Origin of the sequence: Silanimonas lenta DSM 16282 (genome assembly GCF_000429065.1) — a bacterium.
Lineage (GTDB): Bacteria > Pseudomonadota > Gammaproteobacteria > Xanthomonadales > Xanthomonadaceae > Silanimonas > Silanimonas lenta.
Window position 1 is genome coordinate 210021 of sequence record NZ_AUBD01000005.1, and the last position, 13426, is coordinate 223446.

Sequence of the window (13426 nt, forward strand, 5' to 3'; positions counted from 1 at the left end):
GAGTCCGGCTGCCGGCTGAACGCCCGCCCGGGCGGAACAAGGAAAATCAATGACTTGCCAGAGCCCTGCCGGGCAGGGGGACGGCTCAGCCCCCGGCCAGCAGCCCGGCGTAGAGGCCGGCATGGCGCCGTGCCTGGGCCTCGCGGCGCAGGCGGTGGGCGATGAAGATCGAGCGCAGCTCGTTGGCGGCGGTATCGAAGTGCTCGTTGACGATCCAGTAGTCGAACTCGGGGGCGTGCGACATCTCCTCCCGGGCGGCGGCGAGACGCTGCGCGATCACCGCCTCGCTGTCCTGCCCGCGGTTGCGCATGCGGGTTTCCAGCGCCTCGCGGGAAGGCGGCAGGATGAACACGCTCACCGCCTCGGGGATCTTGGCCCGCACCTGCCGCGCCCCCTGCCAGTCGATTTCCAGCAGCACGTCCTTGCCGGCGGCGAGCTGCGGCTCGACCGACTGCCGGGCGGTGCCCTTGTAGTCGCCATGCACCAGGGCGTACTCGAAGAAGTCGCCGGCGGCGATCATCCGCTCGAACTCCTCCTTGCTGACGAAGTGGTAGTGCTGGGCGTGGCGCTCGCCGGGACGCGGGGCGCGCGAGGTGTAGGAGATGGAGAGCGCGATGCCCGGCTCGCGGGCCAGCACGGCGTTCACCAGGCTCGACTTGCCGGCACCGGAAGGCGCGGCCACCACGAACAGGGTGCCGCGGCCGGACGGAGTGTTCTCGATCGGATGGCTCATGCGGGTCGGGCTCCGGCCTCACTCGATGTTCTGCACCTGTTCGCGGACCTGCTCGATCAGCACCTTCAGCTCCACCGCGGCCTGGGTCAATCGGGCATCGACCGCCTTCGAGCCCAGGGTATTGGCCTCGCGGTTGAACTCCTGCAGCAGGAAATCGAGGCGGCGTCCCACGGCCTCGCCGCGCCGCATCGCATGACGCGCCTCGGCGACATGGGTGGCGAGACGGTCGAGCTCCTCGTCGATGTCGGCGCGCTGGAGCAGCAGCACCAGTTCCTGCTCGAGCCGGGCGGGATCGACCTCGAGCTTCAGCTCGGCAAAGCGCGTCTCGATGCGCTGGCGCAGGGCGGCGCGCAGTTCCGGCAACAGGACGCGCAGTCCCGCCACGATGGCCTCGATGGCCCGCAGCCGCTCCTCGATCGCTGCCGCCAGGGCCGCCCCCTCGCGCTCGCGGTGGGCAAGGAAATCGGCGAGCAGGGCATCGACCAGGGCCGCGGCCTCGGCGCGCAGCGCCTCCGGATCGAGCCCGGCGTCGACCAGCACGCCGGGGAAGGCGAGCAGCTCGGTGAAACCGCTTCGCAGCCCGGGGAAGCGGGCGGCGAGGGCCTCGTGCAGCGCGGCGAGCTGGGCCAGCCGCGCCTCGTCCACCGCCAGTGGCCGCATGCCGTCGCTGCGGCTGCGCAGGCGCAGGCCGAGGTCGAGCTTGCCGCGTGATACCCGGGCCGCCACCTTCTCGCGCAGCATCGGCTCGAGCAGGCGCAGTTCGTCGGGCAGGCGCAGCGAGAGCTCGAGGTAACGGTGGTTCACCGCCCGCAGCTCGCCGGCGAGGGTGCCGGCGGCGGTGGCGCGTTCAACCGCGGCGAAGGCGGTCATGCTGCGGATCATGGCGGTCCGGGCACGGGGCTGGGGAAAGGAGGCGGATGGTAAACTCCGCGCCCTTTCGCCACCACCGGCCAGCCCATGAGCCCCTTCTCCCGCCCCAGCGGACGCCAGCCCGACCAGATGCGCGAGGTGCGGATCGAGCGCGGCTATACCAAGCATGCCGAAGGCTCGGTGCTGGTGGCCTTCGGCGATACCCGCGTGCTGTGCACCGCCAGCATCGAGGAGCGGGTGCCGGCCTTCCTGCGCGGCAAGGGCGAGGGCTGGGTCACCGCCGAGTACGGCATGCTGCCGCGCTCCACCCACTCGCGCATGGGCCGCGAGGCGGCACAGGGGCGGCAGGGAGGCCGCACCCTGGAGATCCAGCGCCTGATCGGCCGCAGCCTGCGCGCCTGCGTGGACCGCGGCGCGCTCGGCGAACGCACCATCACCCTCGACTGCGATGTGCTGCAGGCCGATGGCGGCACCCGCACCGCGGCGATCACCGGCGCCTACGTGGCGCTGGTGGATGCATGCAGGACCCTGAAGCTGCCGCGCAGCCCGGTCCTGGGCGCGGTGGCGGCGGTATCGGTGGGCCTGTACCGCGGCGTGCCGGTGCTCGACCTCGACTATGCCGAGGACAGCGACTGCGATACCGACATGAATGTGGTGATGAACGACGGCGGCGGCTTCATCGAGGTGCAGGGCACGGCCGAGGGCCATGCCTTCCGCCGCGCCGAGATGGACGCGATGCTGGCGCTGGCCGAGAAGGGCATTGCCGAACTCGTGGCCGCGCAGCGCGCGGCGCTGGGGGCGTGAGGCCTACGCGGCCCGGCAGCGCCCATCCGTGACGGCCCACCGGAGCACCCCCGCATGAAGCTCGTCCTCGCCAGCGGCAACCGCGGCAAGCTCGCCGAGCTGGGCGAACTGCTGGCCGGCAGCGGCATCGAGCTGGTGCCGCAGGGCGCGCTGGGCATCGCCGATCCGGTCGAGGATGGCCAGACCTTCGTCGAGAACGCCCTGATCAAGGCGCGGAATGCATCGCGCCTCTCCGGCCTGCCGGCGCTGGCCGACGATTCCGGGCTGATCGTCGATGCCCTGGGCGGCGCGCCGGGCCTGATCAGCGCGCATTACGCCGGCGTGCATGGCGATGCCGCGGGCAATATCGCCAGGCTGCTGCGGGAACTGGAAGGCGTGCCGGCAGCGCGCCGCACGGCGCGCTTCTACTGCTGCCTCGTGCTGCTGCGCCATGCCGGCGACCCGCAGCCCCTGATCGCCGAAGGCGAGTGGCCGGGGCTCATCCTCGAGGCGCCGCGCGGCACGGGCGGCTTCGGCTACGACCCGGTGTTCTTCGATCCCGCCACCGGCCTGGGGGCCGGCGAGATGCCCCCCGAGAGGAAGAACCCCATCAGCCACCGCGGCCGCGCGCTGGCGGCACTCAAGGCCCGGCTGGGTGACTGGATGGCGCGCGGATGAGCCTCGTCCCGGGCCCGCTGGCGCTCTACATCCACATCCCGTGGTGCGTGCGCAAATGCCCGTACTGCGACTTCAACTCGCACGCCAGGCCCCAGGAACTCCCGGTGGCCGAGTACGTCGCGGCCCTGGTGCGCGACCTCGAGTTCGACCTGCCGGATGTCTGGGGCCGCACGGTGCACAGCGTGTTCTTCGGCGGCGGCACGCCCAGCCTGTTCCCGGCCAGTGCCATCAACGAGATCCTTGCCGCCTGCAGCGCCCGCCTGCGCTTCGCCCCCGGCGCCGAGATCACGCTGGAATGCAACCCGGGCACCGCCGAATACGACCGCTTCGAGGGCTATCGCGAGGCCGGGGTGAACCGGCTGAGCTTCGGCGTGCAGAGTTTCGACGACGGCTGCCTTGCCGCCCTCGGCCGCATCCACGGCGGCGCCGAGGCCGAGCGCGCAGTGAGGCTGGCGCAGGAGGCCGGCTTCGACAATCTCAATCTCGACCTGATGTATGCCCTGCCCGGCCAGACCCCGGCCATGGCCCTGCAGGACATCGATCGCGCCATCGCCCTGCAGCCGGCGCACCTCTCGCATTACCACCTCACCCTGGAGCCGAACACCCTGTTCGCCGCCCGGCCACCCGCCGGCCTGCCGGACGAGGACCTCGCCTGGGCGATGCAGGAGGCCTGCCAGCAGCGCATCGCCGAAGCGGGCTTCGGCCACTACGAGATCTCGGCCTATGCGAGGCCCGGCCGGCAGTGCCGGCACAACCTCGCCTACTGGACCTATGCCGACTACCTCGGCATCGGCGCCGGCGCGCACGGCAAGCTCAGCTTCGGTGCCGATGGCCGCATCCTGCGGCGCTGGAAGAAGAAGAACCCACGCGAGTACCTCGCCGCACTGGCGCCCGGCGCCGCCCGAGGAGCCCACATCGGCGGCGAGGAGGACGTGCTGCTGCCCGCCCGGCCCTTCGACTACATGCTGAACCGCCTGCGCCTGCACGCGCCCTTCTCGCTTTCCGAGTTCGAGCAGGCCACCGGCCTGCCGCGCCACGCCATCGCCGCCGAACTCGCCACTGCCGAGGAGCGCGGCTGGCTCGAAGGCAATGGCGAGGTCTACGCCCTCACCCGGCTCGGCCGCGATTTCAACAACGACCTCGTCAGCCTGTTCCTGCGCGACTGAAGCCCCATGCCAGCCGGGCGGGCATGAACTGATGCCGGACAGGCATCGGCGAGACTCCCACCGCCTTCACCGAACCGTTACACTCCCGCCCGCTGAAGGTGTTCGGGAAGCCGGTGGAACTCCGGCACTGCCCCCGCAACGGTAAGCCGCGGCAACGCCACCACGACGCCACTGGGCCTGCGCCCGGGAAGGCGGTGGCGCCGCAGGGCCCGGCCCTGCCCGCGACGAGTCCGGAGACCGGCCTTCAGACCGGCGGCGCGTGTGATCCCGGCCGCGCCGGTCCGGCCATGGCGCGCTGCGGTGGGCGGCGAGGCGTGAAGGCCACCGTGTCTCCGCGGTGGCGTCCGTCCTTCCCTGCCGCCCTCGCGCCGTCCGCGGGTGTGCGTTCCGTTCGAAGGACTTCCATGCGACCGACTTCCCTCGCCCTGGCCCTTGCGCTCGGCCTTCCCGCCCTGGCCGGCGCGCAGAGCACTGCCCGCCAGCTCGATGCCGTGGTGGTGACGGCCACCCGCTCGCCAGATGCCAGCCTCGCCCCGCTCGCCGCCACCACGGTGCTGACCCGCGAGGACATCGAGCGCTCGCAGGCCCCCGATCTCATCGACCTGCTGGCCCGGCAGGCCGGCGTGGATGTCTCGCGCACCGGCGGCCCGGGCTCGGTGAGCACCCTGTTCCTGCGCGGCAGCAACTCGAACCACACCCTGGTGCTGATCGACGGCATCCGGGTGAACGCCGCCCAGCAGGGCCTCTATGACTTCGCCAACCTGCCGCTGGAGCGCATCGAGCGCATCGAGATCGTGCGCGGCCCGCGCGCCGCGCTCTGGGGCTCGGACGCCATCGGCGGCGTGATCCAGATCTTCACCCGTGACGCCACGGCGCGCGGCGTGCAGCTGCGCGCCGGCAGCTTCGAGCGCCGCGAGGCTGCGGCGCAGTGGGGCTTCGGCGATGGCGAGCGCGCCTTTGGCATCGGCGCCGGCCTGATCGACATGGAGGGATACAACGCCAGCACGCCGGCCAATTTCAGCTTCGATCCCGACAAGGACGGCTTCCGCAACCGCCACCTCGGCCTCGCCGGCCGCACCGCACTCGACCGCCAGACGCTGGCCGGCCGCGCCCTGTTCACCCGCGCCGATGTCGAGTTCGACCGCGGCGAGAGCGAGGTGCGCAACCGTCAGCTCGGCGCCACCCTCGCAGGCCCGCTGGCCGACCGCTGGTCGCATTCGCTGGCCGTGGGCCACGACCGCCAGGACCTGCTCACCCGCTCCAGCTTCGGCAGCCGCTTCGACAGCCGCCGCGCCAGCCTCGACTGGGTGAACGACGTGGCCCTGGGCCGCGGCCAGGCCCTGCTGTTCGGCCTCAACCACAGCGAGGAGGACGCCACCTCGAAGGCGGCCAGCGGCAGCGTGGTCTACGACCGCAGCCGGCGTAACACCGGCCTGTTCCTCGCCTGGCGCGGCCAGGCCGGGGGCCAGTCCTGGGACCTCGCCGCCCGCCTCGACGACAACAGCCAGTTCGGCAGCACCACCACCGCCCAGGCCGCCTGGGGCTTCGAATGGGGCCAGGGCTGGCAGGCCCGCCTCGGCTGGGGCCAAGGCTTCCGCGCTCCCAGCACCAACGAGCTGTATTCGCCGGGCTTCGGCGGCTTCTTCGCCGGCAACCCGGCGCTGCGGCCCGAGCGCTCGCGCAATCTCGAGGCCGGCCTCGGCTGGCAGGGCGGCGACAGCCGGGTGGCCTTCTCGGCCTACCGCAGCCGGGTGGCCGACCTGATCGCCTTCACCGGCCCCCTGTTCCAGGCGGTGAACGTGCAGCAGGCCGAACTCGACGGCGTGGAACTGGAAGGCCACACCCGCCTCGGCCGGCTTGCCATCACCGGCCATCTGGGCTGGCAGCGCGCCGAGAACGCCAGCACCGGGGCCGCCCTGCTGCGTCGCGCCCCGCGCAAGGCCGCCCTCAGCCTCGACCTGCCGCTGGGCGAGACCTTCAGCCTCGGCCTCGACACCACCGCCGCCGCGCGCCGCCAGGACTTCGACGGCCCGCTGGGCGGCTATGCCCGGGTGGACCTGCGTGCCGAGGCCCGGCTCGGCGGCGGCTGGGTGCTGCGCGGCCGCCTCGAGAACCTGCTCGACCGCGACTACACCCTGGCGAGCGGCTTTGCCACCCCGGGCCGCAGCGGCCTTCTCGAGCTGGCCTGGCAGCCCCGTTCCTGACTGCCCTCCCCCCGGCACCCGCTCCCCCGCCGCTCCCGCCCCCTCTCCACCGGGGGCGGCGGGGGCCGCGGCACGCTGCTATCCTCTATTGACTTTTATTGCAATGGATAGTGCGCATGAGCGGTCCGGCCTCGTCCAGTCCGACCTCCCCCCACGGCCTCGCGAGGAGCGCGCTGCCGCGGAAAGTGCGCCACATCCTGCAGGGCTTCCAGGAGCTGGTCGCCGACGCCTTCGAGCGCGAGCTTGGCATCACCCTCAACGAATTCGAGCAGCAGGCCTTCCAGAACGCCGAGCAGGCCCGCAGCAATGCCATCCAGGTGCGCTGGCTGGAAACCCTGCGCACCGTGCGCCGCACCCGCAGCGACATGGTGCCGCGCTTCCTCGAGCACATGGAGGCCGGGCTCGCCGCGATCCGTGACCCCGCCCCGGCCGGCGACAGGGCCGCCGCTTCCCTGCGCGGTGCCGGCGAGCTCTCGCTGATCGAGGCCTCGGAAATGGAGGAGAGCACCACCCTGGCCGAGATCAGCAGCCGCATCGAGATGCGCCACAGCCTGCCGATCTACCTGCTCGGCCAGCGCTTCGGCGTGCTGGCCGGCAAGCCGGCCTTCGACTCCGAGAGCCTGCCGGTAGGGCCGCAGATGATCGCCCGGGCCCTGCGCCATGCCGCCGGCAATCTCGAGATCTCGCCCGAGCACCGGGTGCTGCTCTACCGGCTGTTCGAACGCCGGATGCTGGTGGAATACGGGCGCCTGCTGGAAGCCCTGAACGCACACCTCATCAAGCACGGCGTGCTGCCGGGCCTGCAGTACATGCCCTTCCGCGCGCCCGCCAGCCCGCAGAACCGCGGCAGCGAACGCCAGGACGGACGGACCACCGGCCAGCAGCCGGCCCTGCCCCAGGAAGCCGCCCAGGACGCCGCCGGCCGCAGCACCGGTTCGCGGCCGGCCCATGGCCGGGGCGCCCCCGGCGGCCCGGAAGCCGCCGCGGCCGCGGCGCCGCCGGCCGGCCCGGGCGCCCGCGCCGCAGGCGCCGCCGAGGGCGAGGCCCCCCTGCCCTGGCTGCTGCCCGGCGAGCCCTCCGCACAGGCCATGCCTGGCCCGGCCAGTGCCGCGCCGGCAGGCCTGCCCGGCTTCGAGCAGATCCGCGACCTGCTGAGCGCCAGGCGCAGCATGCTCTCGAAGCTCTCGGGCGCGGCTCCGGCCGCGCCCAGCGGCCCGATGCACCAGCCGGCGCCGCAGGAAGTCCAGCATGCGCTGAGCCTGCTGCAGCCCAGCACCGCCACTTCGGTGAACATGGGCGGCCGCATCGTGCCGCGCACCGTGGCGCACCTGAAGCAGGACCTGCTGGCCCAGCTGCGACGCAGCGCGCCGCCCGGCGAGACCCCCAGCCTCTCCGACGAGGACAACGACACCTTCGATCTCGTCGGCATGCTGTTCGACGAACTGGTGAAGGACGTGCGCCCGGCCAGCCAGGCCGCCACCCTGCTCACCAAGCTGCAGGTGCCGCTGCTGCGCGTGGCGCTCTCCGACAAGCGATTCTTCAACGACAGCCACCACCCGGCACGGCAGATGCTGAACGCGGTGGCCGAGACCGGCGCCTACTGGCTGGGCGACGACGATGCCGACGGTGCATTGGTGGCGAAGATGCAGGGCCTGGTCGATCGCACCCTGCGCGATTTCGACGGCGACATGTCGCTGTTCGAATCCCTGCTCAAGGACCTGAGCTCGCACCTGCAGACCATCGCCCGCAAGGCGGAAGTAGCCGAGCGCCGGCACGTCGAGGCCGCGCGCGGCAAGGAGCGCCTGGCGCAGGCCCGCGAGCGCGCCGCCGAGGCCGTGAAGGCCATCACCGAAGGTAGCGAGCTGCCGGTGTTCACCCGCACCCTGCTCAACCAAGCCTGGACCGACGTGATGGCGCTGACCTCGCTGCGCCATGGCGAGGAGTCGCTGGCCTGGGCGCAGCAGCTGGAAACGGCGCGCCGGCTCGCCAGCCTCGCCCGCCCCGGCGCCGGCAGGCTCGGCGAAGCCGAATCGCTGGCGCTGCAGAAGGAGGTGGCCGATTCGCTGCGCCAGGTGGGCTACCACGAGGCCGAGTCCGAGGCCATCGCCAAGCGCCTGATCGCCCCCGGCACCGATGCCGCGGCCGACGATGCCGCCAGCCGCACCGAGCTGCTGATGCGGATGAAATCGGCTAGCCGCCTCGGTGCGGTGGAGAAGCCCGCCAAGCCCTCGCCGGAGCTGCTCACCCCCGAGGTCATGGCGCGTGTGGCACAGATCAAGACCCTGCCCTTCGGCGCCTGGTTCGAGTTCACGCTCAATGCCCAGGGCGACAAGGCGCGCCGCCGCCTGTCCTGGTACTCGCCGGTGAGCGGCACGGCGATGTTCGTGAACCACCGCGGCCAGAAGGTGGGCGACACCAGCATCGAGCATCTCGCCATCCAGATGGTGAATGGCCAGGCCCGGCTGGTGGAGGAAGAGGCGAAGGTGAGCCTGCTCGACCGCGCCTGGAACGCCGTGGTGAAAACCCTGTCCGGCTTCGGCGGCGGCAACAAGGCCAAGGAGGCCGTGGCATGAGCCAGCACAACGAGTACCGGCGCGCCAAGCGGCGCCGCGCCACCCTCGACATCGCGGTGATCGACGCGATGACCGACCAGGTGGTGGGCAAGATCGGCAACCTCTCGGAATCCGGCGTGCTGCTGATTCTCGGCGCACCGCCCTGTGCCGATGCGCTCTACCAGTTCCGCTTCGACCTCCCGGTGGGCACCGGCCGCCCGCTGGAAGTGGAGGTGGGCGCGCACGAGCTGTGGCAGGACGATGCCGCCGCGCCGGGCCAGGTCTGGGCCGGCTTTCGTTTCATCGATGTCTCGGCCAATTCGCTGGCCAACATCCGCCAGTGGGTCGAACAGCCCGGCAGCGACTACGTCTGAGCGCCCGCATCCGGCCCGGGTTCATCGGCATGCTGCTGGCCGCGCTGCTCGCGGCCTGCGCCGTCGAGGCGCCACGGCAGGAGCGTTGGGTCGCCTTCGGCAGCCTTGCCGCCGTGCAGTTTCCTCCCGGAGCCGAAACCGCGGCGGAGCGTAAGGCACTGGCCGACGTGGCCGGGCTCTGGGCGGCGCTGGAGCGGGACTGGCATGCCTGGCAGCCCTCCACCCTCACCCGCTTCAATGCGGCACTCGCCGGCGGCGCGACGGTGACGGCCCCCGAGGCCCTGCGCCTGCCCATCGCCCGCAGCCGGCCCCTGCTCGCCGAGAGCGCGGGCTGGTTCGACCCCGGCATCGGCCGGCTGGTGGCGCTCTGGGGCTTCCACACCAGCGACTATCCAATCACCTCGCTGCCACCGGACGCCGCCGCGCTGGCCGCCTGGGCGGCACGCCCGGATTCGCTCGCCGATCTCGACTGCGATGCGGACTGGCGCTGCCGCAGCCGGGCCCCGCAGCTCCAGCTCGACTTCAATGCCATGGCCGAGGGCCTGGCGCTGGAACTCGCGGCCGCGCAGCTTCGCGCACAGGGCGTGCGGCATGCCCTGCTCGACCTCGGCGGCGACATGCTGGCCCTGGGCGAGCGGGCCGGCCGCCCCTGGCGGGTGGGCCTCGACGATGGCAGGGGCGGCGTGCTCGGCGGCGTGGAACTGCGCGATGGCGAGGCCTTCATGAGTTCCGGCAGCTACGCGAAATGGCGTCCCGCCCCGGACGGCGGGCGCTGGCCGCACGTGCTGGAACCCGCAAGCGGCCAGCCGGCCCGCGGCGCCCGGCTGGTGGCGGTGCTGCACCCCGACCCGGTGCGCGCCGATGCCGCCGCCACCGCCCTGCTCGCCGCCGGCCCCGAACGCTTCGCCCGGCTGGTGGATTCCCTGCGCCTCGGCTGCGCCCTGCTGGTGGACGAGGCCGGAACGGCCTGGCTCACCCCGGGCATGGCCGCACGCTTCCAGTGGCAGCAGACCCTGCCGCAACGCCGACTGCCCGGCCCGGCGGCCGGCTGCGCCCCGGATCGCCCGCCATCCTGAGCCCGGCCCGCGGCCACTGCGGCACAATCGGCTTTTCCTGCCACGCCCCGCGCCGCCATGTCTTCGCTGTACGCCGAGCACCTTTCCATCCTGATGCAGCGCGCCGATGCCGCGCTCGCCAAGGCCGGTTTCGACCACCTCCTGATCGCCTCGGGCGTGGAGAAATACCAGTTCCTCGACGACCGCCCCTATCCCTTCAAGCCCAACCCGCACTTCCGGCACTGGGTGCCGCTGCAGCAGCACCCGCACAGCTGGATCGCCTACACCCCGGGCCAGCGGCCGGTGCTGGTCTACCACCAGCCCGACGACTACTGGCACGTGCCGCCGGCGCCACCCGAGGGCGCCTGGGTGGAGCACTTCGACATCCGCATCATCCGCGAGCCGCAGGAAGCCGCCGCCCATCTGCCGCGCGGCCGCGCGGCCATCGTGGGCGAAGCCGATGCCGCGCTCGAGGGCGTGGTGCCGAACAACCCGCCGGTGCTGCTGAACGCCCTGCACTACCAGCGCGGCTTCAAGACCGCCTACGAACTCGACCGCATGCGCCGCGCCCAGCGCCGGGCGGTGAAGGGCCACCGCGCCGCCGAGGCCGCGTTCCGCGCCGGCGGTTCGGAGCGGGAGATCCACCGCGCCTACCTCGAGGCCACCGGGCACAGCGATCTTGATCTGCCTTACACCAACATCATCGGTCTTAACCAGCATGCCGCGGTGCTGCACTACCAGTACCAGTCGCCCGAGCGCCCGGCAACGCCGCTCAGCTTCCTGATCGATGCCGGCGCGGAGGTGGACGGCTACGCCTCCGACATCACCCGCACCTACGCCATGCACGAAGGCGCCTTCGCCGACCTGATCGCCGCCGTGGATGCCGAGCAGCAGGCCCTGTGCCGCCGGGTGCGCAGCGGCGTCGATTACCGCGACCTGCACCTCGAATGCCACCTCCGGCTGGGCGGCGTGCTGCGCAGCGCCGGCATCGTGGACATGGACCCCGGCGAGATGGTGGCCGAAGGCGTGACCAGCGCGTTCTTCCCGCACGGCCTCGGCCACCCCATCGGCCTGCAGGTGCACGACGTGGCCGGCCGCCACGACGAGGAGGGCAACGAGATCCCGCGCCCCGCCGGCCACCCCTACCTGCGCACCACCCGCCCCCTGGCCCCGGGCATGGTCGTCACCATCGAACCCGGCCTGTACTTCATTCCCCTGCTGCTGGAGCGGCTGAAGGCCGGCCCGCAGGCGAAACACGTGGACTGGGCCGCCATCGAGGCCCTGCTGCCCTACGGCGGCATCCGCATCGAGGACGAAGTGGCCTGCACCGACGGCGAGCCGGAGAACCTGACGCGGGAGGCGTTCGCGCAAGCATGAAACCACAGCGCAAGAACAGGCGCGGCGAAACCCCGCAGGGCAGTGCCCTTGGCTTCGAGGCCGAGCTCTTCAAAGCCGCCGACAAACTGCGCGGCAACATGGAGCCCTCCGACTACAAGCATGTCGTGCTGGGACTGATCTTCCTGAAATACATCTCCGATGCCTTCGAAACGAAGCATCGGTCTTTGCTGGCCGAGGCCCCCGAGGCCGCGGAAGACCGCGACGAATACCTCGCCGACAATGTGTTCTGGGTACCGAAAGAAGCACGCTGGTCGCAGCTGCAGGCCAATGCCCGGCTACCCAGCATCGGCAGCCTGATCGATGACGCCATGCGCGCCATCGAAAAAGAGAACGAAGCACTCAAAGGCGTGCTGCCCAAGGACTACGCCCGCCCCGCGCTCAACAAGGTGATGCTGGGCGAACTGATCGACCTGATCTCGGGCATCGCCATTGGCGAGGCCGAGGCACGCTCGAAAGACATCCTGGGCCGGGTATACGAGTATTTCCTGAGCGAGTTCGCCGGAGCGGAAGGCAAGCGCGGCGGTGAGTTCTATACCCCCCGCTGTGTCGTGCGGGTGCTGGTGGAAATGCTTGAGCCCTACTCAGGGCGCGTCTACGACCCCTGCTGCGGCTCGGGCGGCATGTTCGTGCAGAGCGAAAAGTTCGTCGAGGAACACGGCGGGCGCATCGGCGACATCGCCATCTACGGGCAGGAGAGCAACTACACCACCTGGCGGCTGTGCAAGATGAACCTTGCCGTGCGCGGCATCGACGCCGACATCCGCTGGAACAACGAAGGCAGCTTCCACAAGGACGAGCTGCGCGACCTCAAGGCCGACTACATCCTCGCCAACCCACCGTTCAACATCTCCGACTGGGGCGGCGAGCGCCTGCGCGAAGACGCGCGCTGGAAGTTCGGCGTGCCGCCCGTGGGCAATGCCAACTACGCCTGGCTGCAACACATCTATCACCACCTCGCCCCCAACGGCACCGCGGGCGTGGTGCTGGCCAACGGCTCGATGTCCTCGCAGCAGTCCGGCGAGGGCGAGATCCGCAAAGCCATGCTGGAAGCCGACGTGGTGGACTGCATGGTGGCGCTGCCCGGGCAGCTCTTCTACTCCACGCAGATCCCCGCCTGCCTGTGGTTTCTGGCCCGCAACAAGAACCCCGGCAAGGGCTGGCGCGACCGTAGAGGTCAGGTGCTCTTCATCGACGCGCGCAAGCTGGGCGTGCTGGTGGACCGCACCCGGCGCGAACTCACCGACGAGGAAATCCAGAAGATCGCCGACACCTACCACGCCTGGCGCGGCGAACCCGGTGCGGGCGAGTACACCGACGTGGCGGGTTTCTGCAAATCCGCCACGCTGGAGGAAATCCGCAAGCACGGCTACGTGCTCACCCCCGGCCGCTACGTGGGCGCGGCGGAACAGGAGGATGACGGCGAACCGTTCGAGGAGAAGATGGCGCGGCTTGCGGCCCAGTGGCGCGAACAACGCGCGGAAGCGGCGCGGCTGGATGCGGCGATCGAGGCCAACCTGAAAACGCTCGGGTTTTAACGCTGCGTTGCACACAGCAGGGAGTGCTGCTTCATAATAAACGAAGCGTTTAGCAAGGGAAGGAGAAGCCGCTGTAAT

Annotated in this window: 11 protein-coding genes and 1 riboswitch; of the genes, 9 read left to right on the plus strand and 2 right to left on the minus strand. The window is 71.3% G+C overall.

Annotated elements, in window-relative coordinates:
• Positions 1-85 precede the first annotated feature (85 nt).
• Both gmk and G408_RS0103595 read right to left on the minus strand, forming a co-directional pair.
• A complete protein-coding gene (gene gmk / locus G408_RS0103590) occupies positions 86-733 on the minus strand; it encodes a guanylate kinase (RefSeq protein WP_028769976.1) in 648 nt (215 codons plus the stop codon).
• Positions 734-751: 18 nt separating this feature from the next.
• Positions 752-1615 carry a YicC/YloC family endoribonuclease gene (locus G408_RS0103595; RefSeq protein WP_028769977.1) on the minus strand — a complete coding sequence of 288 codons (864 nt, stop codon included), beginning with the start codon at positions 1613-1615 and terminating at the stop codon, positions 752-754.
• 75 nt (positions 1616-1690) lie between these two features.
• Between G408_RS0103595 and rph the strand changes: the two genes are divergently transcribed.
• The 9 genes from rph (at position 1691) to G408_RS0103640 (ending at position 13348) form a co-directional block, all read left to right on the plus strand.
• The gene (gene rph, locus G408_RS0103600; protein WP_028769978.1) at positions 1691-2407 is read left to right on the plus strand and encodes a ribonuclease PH; all 717 of its coding nucleotides are present in this window, start codon (positions 1691-1693) and stop codon (positions 2405-2407) included.
• A gap of 54 nt (positions 2408-2461) precedes the next feature.
• Entirely contained in the window at positions 2462-3064 is a 603-nt protein-coding gene (gene rdgB, locus G408_RS0103605; RefSeq protein WP_028769979.1) for an RdgB/HAM1 family non-canonical purine NTP pyrophosphatase, read from the plus strand.
• Positions 3061-4230 (plus strand): radical SAM family heme chaperone HemW, encoded by a 1170-nt coding sequence (gene hemW / locus G408_RS0103610; RefSeq protein WP_037412080.1) that lies wholly within the window; start codon positions 3061-3063, stop codon positions 4228-4230. Before rdgB ends, hemW begins: the two co-directional genes overlap by 4 nt.
• A 92-nt stretch (positions 4231-4322) precedes the next feature.
• Positions 4323-4479: riboswitch (cobalamin riboswitch) on the plus strand.
• Positions 4480-4634: 155 nt separating this feature from the next.
• Positions 4635-6434 carry a TonB-dependent receptor domain-containing protein gene (locus G408_RS15220; RefSeq protein ID WP_051282572.1) on the plus strand — a complete coding sequence of 600 codons (1800 nt, stop codon included), beginning with the start codon at positions 4635-4637 and terminating at the stop codon, positions 6432-6434.
• 116 nt (positions 6435-6550) lie between these two features.
• Complete coding sequence (locus G408_RS0103620; protein WP_028769981.1) at positions 6551-9007, plus strand: DUF1631 domain-containing protein; 2457 nt, start codon at positions 6551-6553, stop codon at positions 9005-9007.
• Positions 9004-9360 carry a PilZ domain-containing protein gene (locus G408_RS0103625; protein ID WP_028769982.1) on the plus strand — a complete coding sequence of 119 codons (357 nt, stop codon included), beginning with the start codon at positions 9004-9006 and terminating at the stop codon, positions 9358-9360. Before G408_RS0103620 ends, G408_RS0103625 begins: the two co-directional genes overlap by 4 nt.
• Before the next feature lie 29 nt (positions 9361-9389).
• Positions 9390-10436, plus strand: a complete 1047-nt coding sequence (locus tag G408_RS13005; protein WP_051282573.1) for an FAD:protein FMN transferase — start codon at positions 9390-9392, stop codon at positions 10434-10436.
• A 57-nt stretch (positions 10437-10493) separates the two neighbouring features.
• A complete protein-coding gene (gene pepQ / locus G408_RS0103635; protein ID WP_028769983.1) occupies positions 10494-11792 on the plus strand; it encodes a Xaa-Pro dipeptidase in 1299 nt (432 codons plus the stop codon).
• The gene (locus tag G408_RS0103640; protein ID WP_028769984.1) at positions 11789-13348 is read left to right on the plus strand and encodes a class I SAM-dependent DNA methyltransferase; all 1560 of its coding nucleotides are present in this window, start codon (positions 11789-11791) and stop codon (positions 13346-13348) included. The genes pepQ and G408_RS0103640 overlap by 4 nt, the downstream gene beginning before the upstream one ends.
• The last annotated feature ends 78 nt before the right edge of the window (positions 13349-13426 follow it).

Excerpts from the sequence above, each read along its gene's own strand:
- gmk (WP_028769976.1), bottom strand. The coding sequence starts at position 733 with ATGAGCCATCCGATCGAGAACACTCCGTCCGGCCGCGGCACCCTGTTC.
- G408_RS0103595 (WP_028769977.1), bottom strand. The coding sequence starts at position 1,615 with ATGATCCGCAGCATGACCGCCTTCGCCGCGGTTGAACGCGCCACCGCC.
- rph (WP_028769978.1), top strand. The coding sequence starts at position 1,691 with ATGAGCCCCTTCTCCCGCCCCAGCGGACGCCAGCCCGACCAGATGCGC.
- rdgB (WP_028769979.1), top strand. The coding sequence starts at position 2,462 with ATGAAGCTCGTCCTCGCCAGCGGCAACCGCGGCAAGCTCGCCGAGCTG.
- hemW (WP_037412080.1), top strand. The coding sequence starts at position 3,061 with ATGAGCCTCGTCCCGGGCCCGCTGGCGCTCTACATCCACATCCCGTGG.
- G408_RS15220 (WP_051282572.1), top strand. The coding sequence starts at position 4,635 with ATGCGACCGACTTCCCTCGCCCTGGCCCTTGCGCTCGGCCTTCCCGCC.
- G408_RS0103620 (WP_028769981.1), top strand. The coding sequence starts at position 6,551 with ATGAGCGGTCCGGCCTCGTCCAGTCCGACCTCCCCCCACGGCCTCGCG.
- G408_RS0103625 (WP_028769982.1), top strand. The coding sequence starts at position 9,004 with ATGAGCCAGCACAACGAGTACCGGCGCGCCAAGCGGCGCCGCGCCACC.
- G408_RS13005 (WP_051282573.1), top strand. The coding sequence starts at position 9,390 with ATGCTGCTGGCCGCGCTGCTCGCGGCCTGCGCCGTCGAGGCGCCACGG.
- pepQ (WP_028769983.1), top strand. The coding sequence starts at position 10,494 with ATGTCTTCGCTGTACGCCGAGCACCTTTCCATCCTGATGCAGCGCGCC.
- G408_RS0103640 (WP_028769984.1), top strand. The coding sequence starts at position 11,789 with ATGAAACCACAGCGCAAGAACAGGCGCGGCGAAACCCCGCAGGGCAGT.